Genomic DNA, 17,702 nt, shown 5'->3' with positions numbered 1-17,702 from the left:
TCGTGTCCGACCTGCCCCTGATCCAAGCGGATCGCGCCGTGCCGCCGCCGGCCGCGACCACCTCCACGGGTGGTCGTGGCCGTCGTCGGCGGCTACGGCTCCTGTCCCGCACCGACCGCGTGGTCATCACGCTGATGGTGCTCGTCCCGCTGCTGCTCGTCACCGGGTTCGTCTGGCTGCCGGCGGCGGCCACCGTGCTGCTCTCCGGCACCAACTGGGACGGCATCGGCCCCCTCAACGAAATCGAGTTCATCGGCGCCCGCAACTACAGCGACGTGGTGAACAACTATCCGCCGTTCGTGCCGGCGGTCCAGCACAACCTGCTGTGGTTGGCGGTCCTGTTCGTGATCGCCACCCCGTTCGGCATGTTCCTGGCCGTCCTGCTCGACAAGGAGCTGAAAGGCAGCCGCTTCTACCAGACCGCGCTCTACCTGCCGGTGGTGCTCTCGCTGGCGCTCATCGGCTTCGTGTGGCAGCTGCTGTACTCCCGCGACCAGGGCCTGATCAACGCGGTGTTCGGCAGCAACGTCGACTGGTACGGCGACTCCAGCGTCAACATCTGGGCGGTCATGGTCGCCTCCGGCTGGCGGCACGTCGGGTACATCATGCTGCTCTACCTGGCCGGGCTGAAGGGCGTCGACCCGTCGTTGCGGGAGGCCGCGGCGGTCGACGGCGCCTCGGAGAGCCGCACCTTCTTCCGGGTCGTCTTCCCGGTGCTGCGGCCGATCAACATCATCGTGCTGGTGGTGACGGTGATCGAGTCGCTGCGCGCGTTCGACCTGGTCTGGGTGGTCAACAAGGGCCGCAACGGGTTGGAGCTGATCTCGGCGCTGGTCACCCAGAACGTGGTGGGTGAGGCGAGCCGGATCGGGTTCGGCTCGGCGCTGGCGACGATCATGCTGATCGTCTCGCTGGTCTTCATCACCATCTACCTGGCGACCGTGATGAGGGAGAACCGGGAATGAGCACCGCCACCGTCACCCGGCCCACCGAGGGCGAGCCCGAGGCGCCGGCGCGCCGCCGCAAGCTGACCCCGCTGCGGCTGTTGCTGCACGGCTTCCTCATCGTCGTCGCGCTGGTCTGGCTCTTCCCGATCGCCTGGGCGGTGCTGACCTCGCTGCGCTCGTACGACTACACCGCCGCCAACGGCTACGTCTCGTTCGGCGGCTGGACCTTCGACAACTACATCACCGCCTGGCAGACGGCGGAGTTCGGCCAGCACTTCCTCAACTCGGTCTACATCACCGTCCCGGCCGTGCTGCTGACCCTCTTCCTCGCCTCCTGCGTGGCGTTCGTGATCGCCCGGTTCAGTTGGAAGCTCAACATCGTGCTGCTCGGGGTGTTCACCGCGGCCAACCTGCTGCCCCAGCAGGCGCTGCTCATCCCACTGTTCCGGGTGTTCACCGAGGTGCCACTGCCGGAGTTCATGAGCGACTCGGAGCTGCTGTACGACAGCTACTGGGGCCTGATCCTGATCAACGTCGCCTTCCAGTGTGGATTCTGCGTCTTCGTGCTCAGCAACTACATGAAGGCGCTACCGCGCGACCTGTACGAGGCGGCGATGGTCGACGGGGCGAGCATCTGGCGGCAGTACTGGCAGGTCACCATGCCGCTGTGCCGGCCAGCCCTGGCCGCGCTGGCGACCCTTGAGGTGACCTGGATCTACAACGAGTTCTTCTGGGCCACCGTCCTGATGCGCACCGGCGACAAGTTCCCGGTGACCAGCTCGCTGAACAACCTGCGCGGCGAGTTCTTCACCGACAACAACCTGGTCTCGGCGGGCAGCGTGCTCGTCGCGATCCCCACCCTGGCGATCTTCTTTATGCTCCAGCGGCACTTCGTTCGGGGCCTGACCTTGGGAGCCTCGAAGGGATGACGATCCTGCACCTGCGCCGCGCGCGGACCAGCCTGGTGCTCGACGCGCGCGGCCCGGGGCTGCCCCGGGTCGTGCACTGGGGCGGCGACGTCGGCGACCTCGACGACGACGGCCTGCGGCAGCTCGTGGACGCGACAGTGCCGCCGGTGGTGCCGAGCAGCTTCGACGAGCCGCCCGTGCTGTCGCTGCTGCCGGAAGCCAGTGCGGGCTGGAGTGGCCGTCCGGGGCTGGCCGGGCACCGCGACGGACGGGACTGGTCCACCTCCTTCCGCCTCGACGGGTTGGACGTGCGCGACGACGGGCCCGGCGCGGCGCTGCTGACCGTGCGGGCGTCGGACCCGGCCGCCGGGCTGACCCTGACCAGCGAGATCATGCTCGACCCGCACGGGCTGCTGACCGTCCGGCACCGGCTGTGCAACGACGGCGACACGGCGTACGAGCTACGGGAGCTGACCCCGGTGCTGCCGGTGCCGGCGGTCGCCACCGAGCTGCTCGACCTGACCGGCCGGTGGTGCCGGGAACGGTCCCCGCAGCGGCACCGGTGGCAGCAGGGCGCCTGGGTGCGCGAGGGTCGACACGGTCGCACCGGTCACGACGCCACGCTGCTGCTGGTGGCGGGCACCGCCGGGTTCGGCTTCGGCCACGGCGAGGTGTGGGGGGTGCACACCGCGTGGAGCGGTGACCACGTCACCTTCGCCGAGCGTCGGCCCACCGGCGAATCGACCCTCGGTGGCGGCGAGCTGCTCACCCCCGGTGAGATCCGGCTCGGCCCCGGCGAGTCGTACGAGTCTCCGTCGCTCTACGCGGTCTGGTCCGACACCGGGCTGGACGGGCTCAGCGACGTGCTGCACACGCACCTGCGGGCCCGGCCCGGGCACCCGCGCTCCCCCCGCCCGGTGACCCTCAACGTCTGGGAGGCGGTCTACTTCGACCACGACCTGGACCGGCTGCGGGCCCTCGCCGACCGGGCCGCGCAGATCGGCGTGGAGCGGTTCGTGCTCGACGACGGTTGGTTCCGCGGTCGGCGCGACGACACCGCCGGCCTCGGCGACTGGTACGTCGACGAGGGCGTCTGGCCCGACGGCCTGCAGCCGCTGATCGACCACGTGACCGGCCAGGGCCTTCAGTTCGGTCTCTGGGTGGAGCCGGAGATGGTCAACCCCGACTCCGACCTGTTCCGCGCGCACTCCGACTGGCTGCTGGCCGTACCGGGGCGACTGCCGCCGTCCTGGCGCAACCAGCAGGTGCTCGACCTGAGCCGCCCGGAGGCGTACGACCACGTGCGGGACCGGCTCCACGCGCTGCTCACCGAACACCCCGGCATCAGCTACCTCAAGTGGGACCAGAACCGGGACCTCACCGAGGCTGGGCACCACGGCCACCCGGGGGTGCACGGGCAGACCCTTGCGGTCTACCGGCTCTTCGACGAGCTGCGCAGCCTCCACCCGGATCTGGAGATCGAGAGCTGTTCGTCCGGCGGGGCCCGGGTGGACCTGGCCATCCTGGCGCGCACCGACCGGGTCTGGGCCAGTGACTGCAACGACGCCCTGGAACGGCTCAGCATCCAGCGCTGGACCGGCCTGCTGCTGCCGCCGGAGCTGATCGGCACGCACATCGGCCCGCAACGCTCGCACACCACCAACCGCGTGCACGACCTCGGATTCCGGGCGGCCACCGCGCTCTTCGGCCACCACGGCATCGAGTGGGACATCGCCTCGATCAGCACCGACGAGCAGACCGAACTGGCTGCCTGGGTGGCACTGCACAAGCGGCTGCGCCCGCTGCTGCACGCCGGCCGGGTGGTCCGGGTCGACCACCCGGACCCGGCCGTCTGGGCGCACGGCGTCATCGACCACGACGGCACCCGAGCGGTGTACGCGGTGGCGCGGCTGGCCACCTCCGCGACGCCGTACCCCGGCCCCGTCCGGCTGCCGGGCCTGGACCCGGACCGCCGTTACCGGGTGCGGCCGGCATCCGGCGTGCCGGCGCCGGCGACCATCGACCGGTCCGCACCGGGCCGGGTCGCGGACGGCGTCGTCCTGAGCGGGGCGGCACTGGCCCGGATGGGTGTCCAACTGCCCGCGCTGCACCCGGAGCAGAGCCTGGTGCTGGAGGTCGACGCCGTCGACTGAAAAGATTCTGGAGATTCTTCGGGCGGGGTGTCGAGAACGGCGCTGGCTGCTTCTACCTCAGGGTGAGAGCACCGAGGATGGTGCGCAGCTGTGAGGAGCAAACCATGAAGTACATGCTGCTGATGCAGTTCAGCGCCGCCGGGACCGACTTCCCGAGCATCGACACCTGGACCCCGGCGGAGGTCCAGGCGCACATCGCGTTCATGGGCGAGGTCAACGAGAAGCTCACCGCCGCCGGGGAGTGGGTCGACGGGCAGGGCCTCGGCGGCCCGCAGCAGGCCCGGATCGTCCGCGCCGGGGAGGGCGGCGCGCCGGTGGTCACCGAGGGGCCGTTCGCCGAGACGAAGGAGTTCCTCGCCGGCTTCTGGATCGTGGACTGCGACAGCCCGCAGCGGGCGGTGGGGCTGGCCGCGCACATCTCCACCGCGCCCGGCCCCGGCGGACGGCCGCTGAACATGCCGATCGAGGTGCACCCGGTGATGTCCGCCCCACCGCAGGAGCTGTGAACGCTGGCCACCGACCCCCACGTCGAGGACCTGCTGCGCGAGCTGGCGCCGCAGGTCCTCGGCGTGCTCGCCCGCCGTTTCGGTGACTTCGCCACCGCCGAGGACGCGGTGCAGGAGGCCCTGCTGGCCGCCGCGACCCAGTGGCCGGTCGATGGGCTGCCGGCGAATCCGCGCGGCTGGCTGATCCAGGTCGGTTACCGCCGGATGATCGAGCTGATCCGCGGCGAGCAGGCCCGACGCCGACGGGAGGACCTGGTCGCCCGTCGGGACCCGGACGACCAGCGGTACGCACCCGCCGCCGACGACGAGTTGACCGCCGAGCGGGACGACACCCTGGTCCTGCTCTTCCTCTGCTGCCACCCGGCGCTCGCCCCGACGTCGGCCGTGGCGCTGACCCTGCGCGCCGTCGGCGGTCTGAGCACCGCCGAGATCGCCCGCGCGTTCCTGGTGCCCGAGGCGACCATGGCCCAGCGGATCAGCCGTGCCAAGCAGCGCATCCGCGCGTCCGGGCTGTCGTTCCGGATGCCCGAGCCGGAGGAGCGGTCCGAACGGCTGGCGGCCGTACGGCAGGTGCTCTACCTGGTCTTCACCGAGGGGCACACCAGCACCACCGGCCCGGACCTGCGCCGGATCGACCTCGCGGCCGAGGCGATCCGGCTGACCCGCGCACTGCACGCGTTGCTGCCCGACGACAGCGAGTCGGCCGGTCTACTGGCGTTGATGCTGCTCACCGAGGCGCGCGGCCCGGCACGGACCGGGCCGTCCGGCGAGCTGATCTCACTGGCGGACCAGGACCGCGGTCGTTGGGACGCGACGGCGATCGCCGAGGGCGTCGCCCTCGTCACCCGGGCGTTGCCGCGTGGGCCGGTCGGCCCGTACCAGGTGCAGGCCGCCATCGCCGCCCTGCACGACGAGGCAACGAGCACCGAGCAGACCGACTGGCCGCAGATCCTGGCGCTCTACGAGGTGCTGGAACGGCTCGTCGGCAGCCCGGTGGTGGCACTCAACCGGGCCGTGGCAACGGCCATGGTGCACGGGCCGGCAGCGGGTCTCGCCGCCCTCGACGCCCTGGCCGACGACCCCCGGTTGGCCGGGCACCACCGGCTGCCCGCCGCCCGCGCCCACCTGCACGAGATGGCCGGTGACCGCGAGCGGGCGATCGTCGACTACCGGGCCGCCGCGGCGCGGACGAGCAGCCTGCCCGAGCAGCGCTACCTCACCATGCGAGCGGCCCGGCTCGCCGCCGAACCGGTGCCGCCCGCCCGCCGGCGTTAGCCTGACCACCGACGACTTCGGCCGAGCAGTCAGAACTGGGGACGCATGGCGTACGTATTGCTGGGGATTGCCATCCTCGCCGAGGTGCTGGCGACCAGTCTGCTCAAGAGCACCGCCGGGTTCAGCCGCCTCTGGCCGACCCTGGGTTGCGTCACCGGTTACCTGTTGGCGTTTCTCCTGCTGGCCCAGGCAGTCAAGGAGATCCCGGTGGGCGTCGCGTACGCCCTCTGGTCGGGTTTGGGCACCGCGACCATCGTGGCGATCGGGGCGGTGTTCCTGGACGAGCCGGTCGGGCTGGCCAAGCTCGCCGGCATTGCGTTGATCATCGCCGGGGTGGTCATCGTGAACCTGACCGGGGAGCACTGACCCGCCGCACGGCGGTTAGGTGCCCCGCCTCCCATCCGGGAGGCGGGGGCACCGCCATCACGCAGAGACGGTCACTCGCCGTCGAACCTCATGTTCAGCCACCAGCCGTAGGTGCGCGGCCGGTTCAGCCACGATCCGATGGGCGCGTTGAAGCCGCCACTCGTGGTCGAGGTGAGGGTGTTCATGCTGAGGCCCTCATCGGCGTACCTGTAGAGGACGGCCAGGTCGTCGCGCTTGTCGCCGTTGTAGTCACCGGAGGCCAGCTTCATGCTGGCGAAGTGACCGAACTCGGTCGACGACCAGGACTGGACGGGCGCGTTGAAGTTCCCGTCCGCCTTGGCCGTGAAGGTGTGCAGGCTGGTGCTGCTGAAACCGCGATACTTGAGGACCGCCACGTCACCGCGACCGTCGCCGTTGAAGTCGCCGTCCATCACCTTCATCTCGGCGAGTGCGGCGAACGGCTTGTCCGCTGGGGTGGACCAGGAGGTGTACGGGGTGCCGAACTTGCCGTCTGCCTGACCCGGCCAGGTGAAGATCGACATGGCCCCGTTGCTGTAGCGGTAGAAGAGCGAGGCGTCGGCCCGGCCGTCCCCGTTGACGTCGCCGGCGAAGACCGAGGTGAACCCCCAGGTGCCGAAGGTGGACTCCTGCCACACCGTGACCGGGGCGTCGAAGCCGCCGTCCGGACGGGAGATCCAGTTGAGCCATGCCTCGTCGCCGTTGCCGGACTGGTAACCGTAGAAGGCGGTCAGGTCAGCCCGGCCATCACCGTTGAAGTCGCCGGAGGCCATCTTCATGCTGGTGATATGACCCAGTTGGCTCCGGCCGTCCAGGAACGGATGGGCGCGCCGTACTTGCCGTCCGCCCGGGTGATGAACGTGTCGATGGCGAAGCTGCCATCGGCAGCCGTCGACAGAGCCACGAGGTCCTTGATGCCGTCACCGTCGAAGTCGTCGTTGAACACCTTGATCCGGTCCCGGTTGTACCTCGTCTCGGTGCTCTTCCAGGAGCCGAGCGGGTCGGCGAATCCGCCGGTCGAGGTCGCCGGGAAGGTGTTCGGGGAGACCTGCCCCGGGTCGGACGTGTACAGGAAGTTGAGGTCCTCGTAGCCGTCGGTCGCCACGCCCTGCGGCATCGTCGCGGCGAACCACGGCGCGAGGTCGTCGACCCGGCTGTCCACCGCGTCGCGGCGAGTCTCCGTCTCGGCCAAGCACCCACCCTGCCACGAGCTGTAGTGCACACCGACGAGCTGCGGCTTGCCGCTCACCACCCGGACGGTGGGGCCGCCGAGGTCGCCGCGGCAGATTCCGGTCTGCCCGCTCCCCAGGATGTTGAGGGTGGACGCCCCGACCGCCTGGACACCGAACGAGCCACTGTGCAACTGATCGGGAACCCAGGCGCTGGCGGTACGACCGAAGCCGGCACCGGTGAGCTGCTCGCCGACCGTCGGTGCGGCCCCCAGTGCCACCGGGGTCACGTCGACCCGACGGGCCAACCGCACGAGGACGAGGTCACGATCGGGGTGCGGCACGATCCGGAAGGCCGGAACGACCGCGCCCGTGGTCGCGGTGAGGTTGGGGCGCCCGACGGTGACCGTCGTCGGCTTGGTCGGCTTGCCCGCGACCACGGCCTGACCGTTGAAGCTGAAGCAACTCTTGGCGGTGAGCACCCACCAGGGGTCGACCACCGAACCGCTGCACGAGCGCTCCAGCGGCCCGACGTCGACCTTGGCGACGAAGCCGAACGACCCGTCGGTGACGGGCGTTCCTCCGGTAACGGCCTGAGCGGATGAGGCCTGGAGAAGCCCCGCCACCAGGGTTGCCGCGAGCAGGCCTGCCTGCGCTGCTCGCCGTCGATAAGACGATGACACCAATGATCCTTTCTGGATCAGAAGGCAGGGACGCTGCGCGGCGCGCACCGGTGTCAGTGACGACGTGCGTCGGAGCGCGGCAAGGACACGCCGTGCCGCGCTCACTGGCCTGCTCCTGAGAGCGGCGCGCTGGCTCCGGGCGTGGTGAAGCGGGTCGTGCCCGTCGATCGTGGGCACGACTGTGCACAGTCGTACATGAAGGACCCCCGTGGCCCCTGCGGGCTGAGCGGTTACCGGAAAGCAACCGCAGGCTCACCTTAGGGATCAATCTCGTGAGCCACTGTCCCCCATCAATGTGGAGAATCCCACAGCCTGACGTCTTGCGAGGTCCATCCATCATGGGCTATGCGTAGGTCGCTGCGGTAGGCATGGTGGCCGGGTCCGCGCGGGACCCGGCCACCGATGCGTGGTGCCTGGTCAGCTGGCGGTGCAGCTCACCGCCGGCAGACTGTTGGTGCCGGTCCAGCCGCCGATGAATCCGAAGGTGGTGCTGGCACCGGCGGCCAGTCGGCCGTTGTAGTCCACGTTGCGGGCGGTCACGGTGGCCCCGCTGCTGGTCACTGTCGCGCTCCAGGTCTGGCTGACGCTCTGGCCGTTGGCGAACGTCCACCGGGTGGTCCAGCCCGTGATCGCGGCGCTGCCGGCGGTCACCCGCACCTCACCCTGGAAGCCGCCCTGCCACTGGCCGGTCACCGTGTAGGTCGCCGTGCAGCCACCCGCAGGTGGAGGCGTGGTCGGGGGCGGCGTGGTCGGGGGCGGCGTGGTCGGGGGCGGCGTGGTCGGCGGAGGAGTCGTGGGCGGCGGGGTGGTCGGCGGCAAACTGCTGAAGACGCTCGCCTCCCGGGCCGTCTGCCGGATGCCGTTGGCGCCGTTGAAGAGCCGCTGACCCCAGGTGGTCAGGTTGGCCGGGTTGAACGAGGTGGCCAGGTCGAGATATTCCACGCCGCCGCCGTTGCCACTCCACGACCAACCGAGCCAGCCGATCCCGTTCGCCTGGCTGTAGGCGAGGATGGTGTCCTCGTCCGGGTCACCGTCGGAGTGGTTGAAGCCGAACTCACCGACCACGATGGGCAGCCCCGCGGAACGGAAGCGGCCCAGATAGTCGCTGATCTCCGCGGCGGTGTCGAAGACCCCGTACATGTGGATGGAGAAGACGGTGTTGCGGGCCGGGTCCGCGGCGAAGACCGACGCGGCGTTGTCGCGCATGGTGAACGACCAGTCCTGTCCCCAGTTCGGGGCGTCCACCATGATCGTGTGGGTCAGCCCGCCGGCACGCAGGCGCTTGATCGCGTTGGCGTTGTCGGTGGCCCAGGAAGCGTAGTTCTGGTTGCCGTACGGCTCGTTGCCGATGTTGACGATCACGAATCGTTCCTGTCCGGCGAGGACGTCGGCGAGACTGAGCCAGTAGTCGACGGCGCGGTCGAGAGTGATGGCACCGCTCTGTTCGCCGTACCCGGTGGTGTCGTGCACCTCCAGCACGCAGATCAGCCGGTTGCCCTTGCACGTCGAGATGACGTTGGCGACGTCGGCGTTGGTGTTGCGCGTCCACCGGTCGCCGCTGGAGAGCACCACCCGCACGGTGTTCGCGCCGAGCGCCTTGACGTCGGCGAACGAGCTGGTCTGCTGCGGATACCAGGTGTGGGCGTGGTTGACGCCGCGCATGACGAATTCGGCGCCGTTGGCGTCGTACAACCTGCCGTTCGCGACGGAGAAACCAGCCGCGGCGTGCGCCGGCTGGCCGAATGCCAGCACGGCGACGAGCAACGCGAGCAGGGCCGCCGCGACGGCGGAGAGTCGAGTCTTCATGGCCTTCCTCAGGGAGGACCCCCGGTGCCCGACAGGGGTGGGACGTGACAGGGGAAGGCGGCTGCAGCCCGGCAGCCGCGCCCGGATCCCGGCGCGCAGGCATCAGCGTAGGACGATGGCTTGGCCACCGCAACCGGTTCAGTTGACAGGCTCCGAGCCCAGACAGCCGCAACGGCCCACGCGAACGCGGGCCGTCACGGGGCGATCATCCCCACCACAGGATGTGCGCCACAGCCGGCTCTTAACCGGTTAAGAGCGACGGTAGGCAGGTCGCCGCGATCCGTCAAGCAGCACCCGCGTCGAACCGGACGGGAGGGTTGACGGCCGCCGACCTGGGTATCCCGGGAACGATCCGTCGGTGAAAGGGGATACAGGATGGTCAGCGTCGGTTACACCCTGATGGGCGAGCAGGCCGGTCCCAAGCAACTGGTGGACCACGCGGTACGCGCCGAGGCCGCCGGCTTCGACCAGCTCGTGATGTCCGACCACTACTACCCCTGGCTGGATTCGCAGGGCCACTCGCCGTACGCCTGGTCGGTGCTCGGCGCGGTCGCCCACGCCACCTCCCGCGCGGAGCTGATGTCCTTCGTGACCTGCCCGATCCGCCGCTACCACCCGGCCGTCGTGGCGCAGAAGGCCAGCACGATCGGCGCGCTCTCCGACGGCCGGTTCACCCTCGGCCTCGGTGCGGGCGAGAACCTGAACGAGCACGTGGTCGGCGGGTGGCCGCACGTGCAGCAACGCCACGAGATGTTCGAGGAGGCGTTGCAGATCATCCGGCCGTTGCTCAACGGGGAGACGCTGACCTTCTCCGGCAACCACTTCGACGTGCCCGACGCCTACATCTGGGACCGGCCGGAGCGGCCGGTGCCGATGGCCGTCGCCGCCTCCGGTCGGCAGTCCGCGACGCTGGCCGCCGAGTACGGCAACGGCATCATCTCCACCGAACCCGACCGGCACATCATCGAGATGTACGACGACGCCGGTGGGGCCGGTCAGCCCCGCTACGGACAGGTGGCCATCTGCTACGGCCCCGACGAGGCGGAGTGTCGCAAGATCGTGCACGACCAGTTCCGCTGGTTCGGGATGGGTTGGAAGGTCAACGCCGACCTGCCCGGGCCGGACTCCTTCGCCGCCGCCACCCAGTTCGTCCGGGAGGAGGACGTCGCCGAGGGCGTCCCCTGCGGCCCGGACGTGGACGCGCACGTGGAGGCGTTCCGCAAGTTCGTCGACGCCGGCTTCACCCACGTGGCGATCATCCAGGTCGGTGGGGAGACCCAGCCCATGTTCCTGGACTGGGCGCAGGAGCAACTGCTGCCCCGGTTGCGCGAGCTGTGAACCCGACCGCTGAGTCGGAGGAGTCGACCCGTCTCACGCCCGCCGGCCGGTTCGGCCCGGGCGAGCTGCGGCTCGCCATGGCCGCTCCCCGGTCGGCCGCCGGGCTGACCAGCGAGTGGCGGCTGGTCGACGGACTGCGCACCCACACCCGGCGCGGGGCCGACCCGGGCACCGGGGCGCCTCCCGTGGTGCTGCTGCACGGCCTGGCGGTCTCGCACCGGTACCTCACCGCGCTGGCCGTCGCGCTCTCCCCCACCCACCCGGTGTACGTGCCGGACCTGCCCGGGTTCGGGCTGAGCGAGCACCCGCGGGGCGCATACGACGTGGCCGCTCACGCCGAGCACGTGGCCGCCTGGCTGGCCGCGTACCGGTTGCCGCCGGTCTGCCTGCTCGGTCACTCGTTCGGCGCGGAGGTGGCCGCCGCGCTCGCCGCGAACCACCCGGACGCGGTACGCGCTCTGGTGTTGGCCGGACCGACCAGTGACCCGTCCGCGCGGTCCCGCACGGCCCTGTTCGGCCGCTGGCTGGTGGACTGCCTGCGCGAAGCGCCGTTGCAGGCGCCGATCCTGGTCCGGGACGTCTGGAACGCCCGGCCCTGGCGGGTCTTCGCGACGCTGTCGCACTCGGTGCACAACGCGATCGAGGCGGACCTCGTCCGCGTCACCGCGCCCACCCTCGTCGTGACCGGTGCGCGCGACCCGGTCGTACCGGCGCCGTGGCGGGACGAGGCCGCCGGGCTGGTGCCGGACGCCGACCTGGTGGTCGTCCCCGGCGCCGCGCACAACGTGGTCACGACGGCCCCGACGCAGGTGGCGGACGCGTGCCGCCGTCTGCTCACCCCTCATCCCGCACTCCTGGACAGGTGACGCTCATGCGCTTCGGCAACGTGGAGATCCGCCCGCTCGGTGGTGGCCTCGGCTGCCTCCTGATGATCCTCTTCTCGATCCTCGCCTCGGTGGTGCTCACCGTCCTGCTCAACCTGGTGCTCTGAGGCGTCCGCGCCTCGGCGCCGCCACTGTCAGCGGCGTCGCTCGGCGCGTGACGGTCAGCGGCGCAGACCCAGGGCGCTGAGCACCTCCCGGTAGGCCAACCGGGCCGGGTCGAGCACCGCGCGGCGGGTCCACCGGGCCACCGGTACGACGGTGGCCCGCCAGGCCACCCCGAGCCCGTGCGCCACCGGCACGACAGTCACCGACCAGACCCACCGGACACCCCGCAGCAGCGGGAGCACCGTGTGCCGCCACACCCAGCGCAGCCCACGCCCGAGCGGGAGCAGCAGCAGGCGGTGGAGCAGCCGCAGCACCCGGCCGGCCGCCCGCCACGCGCCGACCACCGCGGTGACGACCAGCCGGCCGAAGCCCACGACGACCCACCAGATCCCCCGGACCAACCCGACGAGCGCTGCGCGCACCGCCCCGGCGAGCACGCCGACGCCCCGCCACAGCAGCCGTCCGACGGGGGCGAGCGCCGCGCCCAGCCAGCGCAGCGGCGGCAGGACCAGGCGTTCGACGAGCCAGACCAGCGGCGCCCAGACCAGCGTGCCGGCAACCCAGGCGATCCCGTACGCCAGCCACACCAGCGGTTGCCAGATCAGGGTGCGGGCGGCCCATGCGAGACCCCGCCCCAGCCAGACCAGTGGGAGCCAGACGAGGGTCAGGGCCACCCAACGCAACGGAAGCCAGAGCAGGTTGCGGGCGCACCAGACCAGCGGGACCCAGAGGAGTCGGTGCAGCGCCCAGGACAGCGGGGACAGCAGCCACCGGTGCAGGAACCGGCCGACGGGGCTGAGCAGGCTCCGGTACACCAGCCGGCCGGCAGCCGCGATCAGCTCCCAGAGCAGGCGTACCGGCAGCACCACGACCAGCGCCACACCCCGCGCGACGGCCGCGACGAGCGGGAGCGCGACGGCGGCCGGCTCCGCCGTGTCCACAGTCGACGATGTCGGACGCACCACCGTTGGTGCGCCACGGTTTTCGCTCGACGGCCCGGGCAGCGGCGAGTGGGCGATGGGACGGTCTGTCACGGTGGGCACGGTAACCGGTCCGTGCCAGGCCTCAGGTGTCGGTTGCGGCCGGGCCGAGGTCGAGCGTGGTCAGCAACGGGTAGTGGTCCGAGGCGGTGTCCGCCGTCGCGCCCCGGATCACCCGGCACTCCCCCGCCCGCTGCGCCACCGCCCGGGTGCCGAGCAGGTAGTCCAGCCGCATCCCGGCGAACTCGGCCCCGCCGAACCGGGTCGGAACGGTGTGGCCGACAGCCTCCGGTGCCCCGACGTTGCACGACGGCCACAGGTCGACCAGGTCGGCGGCGAGCAGCCGGGCGATCGCGCGGGTGTCCACGGCGCCGCCGCGCCGGCGCAGGTGCCGCCGCCGGTAGAGGGCGGGCATGCCGGCCAGTTGAGCGGTGTGGTCGACAGTCGGGTCGAGCGAGTTGAGGTCACCGGCGATCAGCGCCAACTGGCCGGGGGTACGCCGCAGCTCGGCGACCAGCCAGTCGACCTCCATCCGCCGCCGTCCCCCCGAATACGGGTAGAGGTGCGTGCCGAACACTGTGAACGGGCCGGCGGAGGTGGCCACCACGACCCGGGCCGCGCCGTGGTGGAAAGGCCGCCGCAGCGTCCCCGCGTCGACGACCCGGTACGGAGGCCGGACCAGCACCGCCACCGGCTGCCCGAAGCAGGACCGGGCCAGGTGGGGTGTCATCCCCACCCGGCCCGCCACGGTGGCCATCAGCCCGTCACGGTCGAAACCGCGCAGCTCCTGGAGGGCCAGCACATCAGGTGCCTGCTCGTTGACGACCTGGACCACCTGATCCAGCCGGCCGGGGCCGCCACGATCCCGACCGCCGGTGCGGATGTTCCACGTCATCACCCGCAGCACGGCGGCGCTCAGTCGGCTCGGCCGGCCCGCGCCAGCTCGTCGTCGAGGGTGTCCACGTCCTCCGACTCGATGGCCGGCTGGTTGCCTTCCAACAGGTCGGCGTTGGGACGGACCACGAGGTAGAGCAGCCCGATCCAGAGCGCGGAGAGCAGGATCGCGCCCATGAAGTCGGTGGGGTGGTGCATGCCCCGGTACATCCGGGACGTGGCCACCCCGACCGGCATGATCACAGCAACCGCCACGAAGATCCAACGCCACCAGCGGTCGGTACGCGGGAACACGATGAGGGTGATCGCCAGCCAGACGCAGATCGTGGCCGCGATGTGCCCGGACGGGAACGACGAGGTGGGCATCTGCCCGTCGAGGTTCTCCACGGCCGGGCGGGGCCGGTCGACCGCCCGCGCCGACGCGAGGAACAGGGTCAGTTCACCCACCATCGCCAGCGCCACGAACAGCACCGGCCGCCAGCGCCGCCACACCGCCAGCACCAGCGGGCAGAACACCAGCGAGATCAGCAGGATCGCGTGGGTGTCACCGAACTTGCTCCACCACCAGCTCACCTCGGTCAGCACGTCGGTGTGCCGCTCGGCGAACCAGCGCGGCACGTCGGTGTCGAGGGTGTCGAAGAAGGTGCCCTTGGCGTGGTAGCTGACGTACGTGCCGAAGCCGTACAACGCTCCGAACACGAGCACCCAGCCGACCAGCAGCTCGGCCACCGCCGAGCGGGGGTGGGCCAGCACGTGCTCCTCGTCGGGGGCGGCGGCGATGTCGTGCCCCGCCTCCGGCTCCAGGCCCTCGCTCAACGGCGGCACCGGTCGCCCGCGCTCGCGCCGCCACAGCTGGAAGGCGTACGCGGTGACGCCCAGCCAGGCGGCGCCGAGCAGCCAGCCGGCCAGCACGTCGGAGATGAAGTGCACGCCCAGCGCGATCCGGGTCAAACCGATCAACGCCACCAGCACGCCGACCCCGACGATCACCGGCTTGCGCCAGCGCGGCGCCATCGCCGGCAGGAACACCAGCAGCAGGGCCCCATACGCGACGAACGAGCCGAGCGCGTGCCCGCTGGGGAAGCTGTTGCCCGGGGCGCTGGCGATCGGCACGTCCACGACCGGGCGGAGCCGGCCGACCAGCGTCTTCAGCGACGGGTCGAGGATCAGGCCACCGACCCCGGTGATGATCAGATAGACGGCCAGTCGGGGCTGGCGCCGGATCAGCAGCCCGACCACGGCGATGGTGACCAACCAGATGAGGATCGGTCGGCCGCCCAGGTCGGTCACCGCCTGCAGGACGGTGACGAGTGCGTGGTGCGGGGCGACGAGTCCGTTGAACCATTCGGCGACGGCGTGGTCGGCGTCCTGCAGAGGGCTCCACCGCACCCGGACGAGCATCAACAGCAGCCCGAAGGCCACCCCGGCGCCGGTGACGGCCACCAGGCCGGCGATGCTCCGTTCGGCGAAATGACCGATCGGACGCCGTGCCACCTCTTTGACCGCGGTCACCCCGCACCTCCCTTGTTGTCTGGCGAGGCGCTTTACCCGATCCGCGTCACGCGTACACGCCGGGCAGCTAAAGCGCGGTCATGTCCCCCGTGTCGACCAGCTCGGCCCGGTCCGCCTCGGGCTCCCACAGGTCCGGTTGGGCGGGCTCCCGCACACCGATGCGCAGCGCCTCCAACTGGGCGGCGAAGGCCAGCCCACCGAAGAGGGCCATCCCGGTCAGGTTGGCCCAGAGCAGCAACGCCATCATGCCGGTCAACGCACCGTAGGTCTGCCCGAAATCGTCACTGAACCGCACGTACGCGGCGAGCAGCAGGCTGGCCAGCCACCACAGAGCCGTGGCGATGCCGGCACCGAAGAACAGCCAGGAGAGGCCGGGCTGGTTGCGGCGTGGCGCCTGCCGGAACAGCACGGCAACGGCGAGGACGGTCAACGCGAGGCTCAGCGGGAAGCGGACCACGTTCCAGACGCCGTGGGCGACCTCACCCCACTCGTAGTGCTCACGTACCGAGTCGCCAATCGCGCCGCCGCCGACCAGGATCAGGAAGCCGGCGAGCGCGGGCAGACCGGCGGTGACGGCCAGCACGGCGGCCCGGAGGTATTTCCGCAGCGCCGGGCGGTCCCGTTCGACCCCGTAGATGCGGTTGGCGCCCCGCTCGATCTGGGCCATCGTGGTGGTCAGCGCGAACAGGCCGGTGAGCAGACCGAGGGTGAGTGCCAGCTCCCCGGCGTCCTCCACCCTCTCGCCCTCGCCGAGCAGCTCGCCGACCATCTGCGCGCTCTGGCCGGGGGTGACCGCCAGGACGGTGTCGGCGACCACCTGGCCGCCCTCCTGGACACCCAGCTCGCTGATCAGGCCGGTGAGGGCGATCAGGAAGGGCACCACGGCGAGGCACAGCTGCAGCGCGAAGGCCCGGGAGTGGCTGAACCCGTCGCCGTAGCGGAAGCGGATGAAGGCGTCGCGCAGCAGGTGCCAGCCGCCCTCGCGGCGCAGTGTGTGCCAGGCGTCGTCGGCGGACAGCTCCTCGTCGGCCATCAGCCGGGTCTCCGGCACGATCCGGGTGCTACTCACGGCGCGCTTCCTCGATCAGCTGCTCGCCCCGCTCCCCTGCGCCCTGCGCGTCGACGGCCAGGTCGGGGGCGTCCTCGGGTTGCGGGACGCAGAGCCAGAGCGCCTGGGGGCGAACCTCGGCGTGCAGCTGCCGGCCCGGAGTGATGAGGTCGCCGTCCAGCTCCCGGGGCTGGGCACGGTTGCTGGTGACCACGACACGCCGACCGCGGTAGACCTCCATCCGCGGCACCTGGCCGCTGCGGCGGATCACCGCCCAGCCGAGCGCGAGCCAGTGCCGCAGGCTGCGCGGGGTGAGCACTGCGACGTCCAGCCAGCCGTCGTCCGGCTCGGCCTCGGTGAGCAGGCGAACACCGCCCTGGAGTCGGCCGACGTTGGCGATCAGAACCGAGCGGGCCCGGCGCCGCAGCGGCGGACGGTCGTCGATGCGGATCTGCACCCGCATCGGCCGGTCCCGCAGGTGCCGGGCGGCACCCACCACGTACGCGGGCCAGCCGATGCGGGCCTTGGTGGTCTCGTTGGTGGCCTCGAGCATCTGGGCGTCGAAGCCCATGCCGGCCATCACTGTGAAGTATTTGTCCTCGACCGCGCCGACGTCGAGCAGCCGTCGGCCCCGCTCGACGGCGACCTGCAACCCGGCGGCCAGGTCGGTGGAGAGGCCCAGGTTGGCGGCGAGCAGGTTGCCGGTGCCCTGCGGCAGAACGGCGAGGGCGACGTCGGTGCCGACCAGACCGCTGACGCAGGACATCACGGTGCCGTCGCCACCGCAGGCGAAGACCAGGTCGACACCGTCCTTGACGGCCTGCTCGGTCTGACCGCGGCCCGGGTCGTCGACTGTCGTCTCGAACCACTGCGGCGCGGGCCAGCCGGCCGCCGCCAGGGCGTCGTCGACGGTGCGGCGCAACTCGTCGAGATCGTCGACCTTCACGGGGTTGACCACCACGGCGGAGCGCAGCCCGCCGTCGCCGCCCGAGGGTCGCCTGTCCTGTCCAGCATCCACGGGCGCCAGTGTGCATCACCGGGGCATCTTCAGCGACCCAGCGTGGGGCTCGCGTCGAAAGTGCCACAGACAGGTTTCAACGCGAGCCCACC

16 protein-coding genes are annotated in these 17,702 nt (G+C 71.1%); 8 read left to right on the top strand and 8 right to left on the bottom strand.

The window, feature by feature from the left end; all coding sequences use genetic code 11:
* Positions 1-2 precede the first annotated feature (2 nt).
* From AC3CF1_RS27950 to AC3CF1_RS27925, 6 genes are all read left to right on the top strand, one after another.
* Positions 3-965, top strand: a complete 963-nt coding sequence (locus AC3CF1_RS27950) for a carbohydrate ABC transporter permease (protein WP_088946924.1) — start codon at positions 3-5, stop codon at positions 963-965.
* The gene (locus AC3CF1_RS27945) at positions 962-1,876 is read left to right on the top strand and encodes a carbohydrate ABC transporter permease (protein WP_488451604.1); all 915 of its coding nucleotides are present in this window, start codon (positions 962-964) and stop codon (positions 1,874-1,876) included. The genes AC3CF1_RS27950 and AC3CF1_RS27945 overlap by 4 nt, the downstream gene beginning before the upstream one ends.
* On the top strand, positions 1,873-4,008 hold the full coding sequence (locus AC3CF1_RS27940) for an alpha-galactosidase (protein WP_488451603.1): 2,136 nt from the start codon (positions 1,873-1,875) through the stop codon (positions 4,006-4,008). Before AC3CF1_RS27945 ends, AC3CF1_RS27940 begins: the two co-directional genes overlap by 4 nt.
* Before the next feature lie 104 nt (positions 4,009-4,112).
* The gene (locus AC3CF1_RS27935; protein ID WP_328365576.1) at positions 4,113-4,514 is read left to right on the top strand and encodes a YciI family protein; all 402 of its coding nucleotides are present in this window, start codon (positions 4,113-4,115) and stop codon (positions 4,512-4,514) included.
* Between the two features lie 3 nt (positions 4,515-4,517).
* Positions 4,518-5,789, top strand: coding sequence for an RNA polymerase sigma factor (locus tag AC3CF1_RS27930; protein WP_488452140.1), 1,272 nt, complete (start codon positions 4,518-4,520; stop codon positions 5,787-5,789).
* Positions 5,790-5,834: 45 nt separating this feature from the next.
* Positions 5,835-6,155: a DMT family transporter gene (locus AC3CF1_RS27925; protein ID WP_328365579.1), complete on the top strand. Its 321-nt coding sequence runs from the start codon at positions 5,835-5,837 to the stop codon at positions 6,153-6,155.
* Between the two features lie 71 nt (positions 6,156-6,226).
* Here AC3CF1_RS27925 and AC3CF1_RS27920 read toward each other — a convergent pair whose 3' ends face one another.
* The 3 genes from AC3CF1_RS27920 to AC3CF1_RS27910 all read right to left on the bottom strand — a co-directional run bounded on the left by AC3CF1_RS27920 (position 6,227) and on the right by AC3CF1_RS27910 (position 9,831).
* Positions 6,227-6,952, bottom strand: a complete 726-nt coding sequence (locus AC3CF1_RS27920; protein WP_488451602.1) for an FG-GAP repeat domain-containing protein — start codon at positions 6,950-6,952, stop codon at positions 6,227-6,229.
* Positions 6,949-8,025, bottom strand: coding sequence for a S1 family peptidase (locus tag AC3CF1_RS27915; protein ID WP_488451601.1), 1,077 nt, complete (start codon positions 8,023-8,025; stop codon positions 6,949-6,951). The genes AC3CF1_RS27920 and AC3CF1_RS27915 overlap by 4 nt, the downstream gene beginning before the upstream one ends.
* 417 nt (positions 8,026-8,442) lie before the next feature.
* Positions 8,443-9,831: a cellulase family glycosylhydrolase gene (locus AC3CF1_RS27910; RefSeq protein WP_488451600.1), complete on the bottom strand. Its 1,389-nt coding sequence runs from the start codon at positions 9,829-9,831 to the stop codon at positions 8,443-8,445.
* Between the two features lie 375 nt (positions 9,832-10,206).
* On the opposite strand from AC3CF1_RS27910, the gene AC3CF1_RS27905 reads away from it, so the two are divergent.
* Together AC3CF1_RS27905 and AC3CF1_RS27900 are read left to right on the top strand one after the other, a co-directional pair.
* The gene (locus AC3CF1_RS27905) at positions 10,207-11,169 is read left to right on the top strand and encodes a TIGR03557 family F420-dependent LLM class oxidoreductase (RefSeq protein WP_099851576.1); all 963 of its coding nucleotides are present in this window, start codon (positions 10,207-10,209) and stop codon (positions 11,167-11,169) included.
* On the top strand, positions 11,166-12,035 hold the full coding sequence (locus tag AC3CF1_RS27900) for an alpha/beta fold hydrolase (protein ID WP_488451599.1): 870 nt from the start codon (positions 11,166-11,168) through the stop codon (positions 12,033-12,035). Before AC3CF1_RS27905 ends, AC3CF1_RS27900 begins: the two co-directional genes overlap by 4 nt.
* A gap of 179 nt (positions 12,036-12,214) precedes the next feature.
* Here the strand turns inward: AC3CF1_RS27900 and AC3CF1_RS27895 are convergent, their stop codons facing one another.
* The 5 genes from AC3CF1_RS27895 to AC3CF1_RS27875 all read right to left on the bottom strand — a co-directional run bounded on the left by AC3CF1_RS27895 (position 12,215) and on the right by AC3CF1_RS27875 (position 17,610).
* Entirely contained in the window at positions 12,215-13,192 is a 978-nt protein-coding gene (locus tag AC3CF1_RS27895) for a hypothetical protein (RefSeq protein WP_354980246.1), read from the bottom strand.
* 31 nt (positions 13,193-13,223) lie between these two features.
* On the bottom strand, positions 13,224-14,045 hold the full coding sequence (locus tag AC3CF1_RS27890) for an endonuclease/exonuclease/phosphatase family protein (protein WP_354980245.1): 822 nt from the start codon (positions 14,043-14,045) through the stop codon (positions 13,224-13,226).
* An 8-nt stretch (positions 14,046-14,053) separates the two neighbouring features.
* Positions 14,054-15,544, bottom strand: a complete 1,491-nt coding sequence (locus AC3CF1_RS27885; RefSeq protein WP_088946914.1) for a phosphatase PAP2 family protein — start codon at positions 15,542-15,544, stop codon at positions 14,054-14,056.
* Between the two features lie 67 nt (positions 15,545-15,611).
* Positions 15,612-16,613, bottom strand: coding sequence for a YihY/virulence factor BrkB family protein (locus tag AC3CF1_RS27880; RefSeq protein ID WP_330463886.1), 1,002 nt, complete (start codon positions 16,611-16,613; stop codon positions 15,612-15,614).
* Positions 16,606-17,610, bottom strand: a complete 1,005-nt coding sequence (locus tag AC3CF1_RS27875; RefSeq protein WP_088946912.1) for a diacylglycerol/lipid kinase family protein — start codon at positions 17,608-17,610, stop codon at positions 16,606-16,608. Before AC3CF1_RS27875 ends, AC3CF1_RS27880 begins: the two co-directional genes overlap by 8 nt.
* Between the last annotated feature and the right edge of the window lie 92 nt (positions 17,611-17,702).

This window comes from Micromonospora sp. MGP-C2 (genome assembly GCF_057766525.1).
The sequence above is the reverse complement of the archived record's forward strand: the minus strand, read 5'-3'. Positions and strand labels throughout refer to the sequence as shown.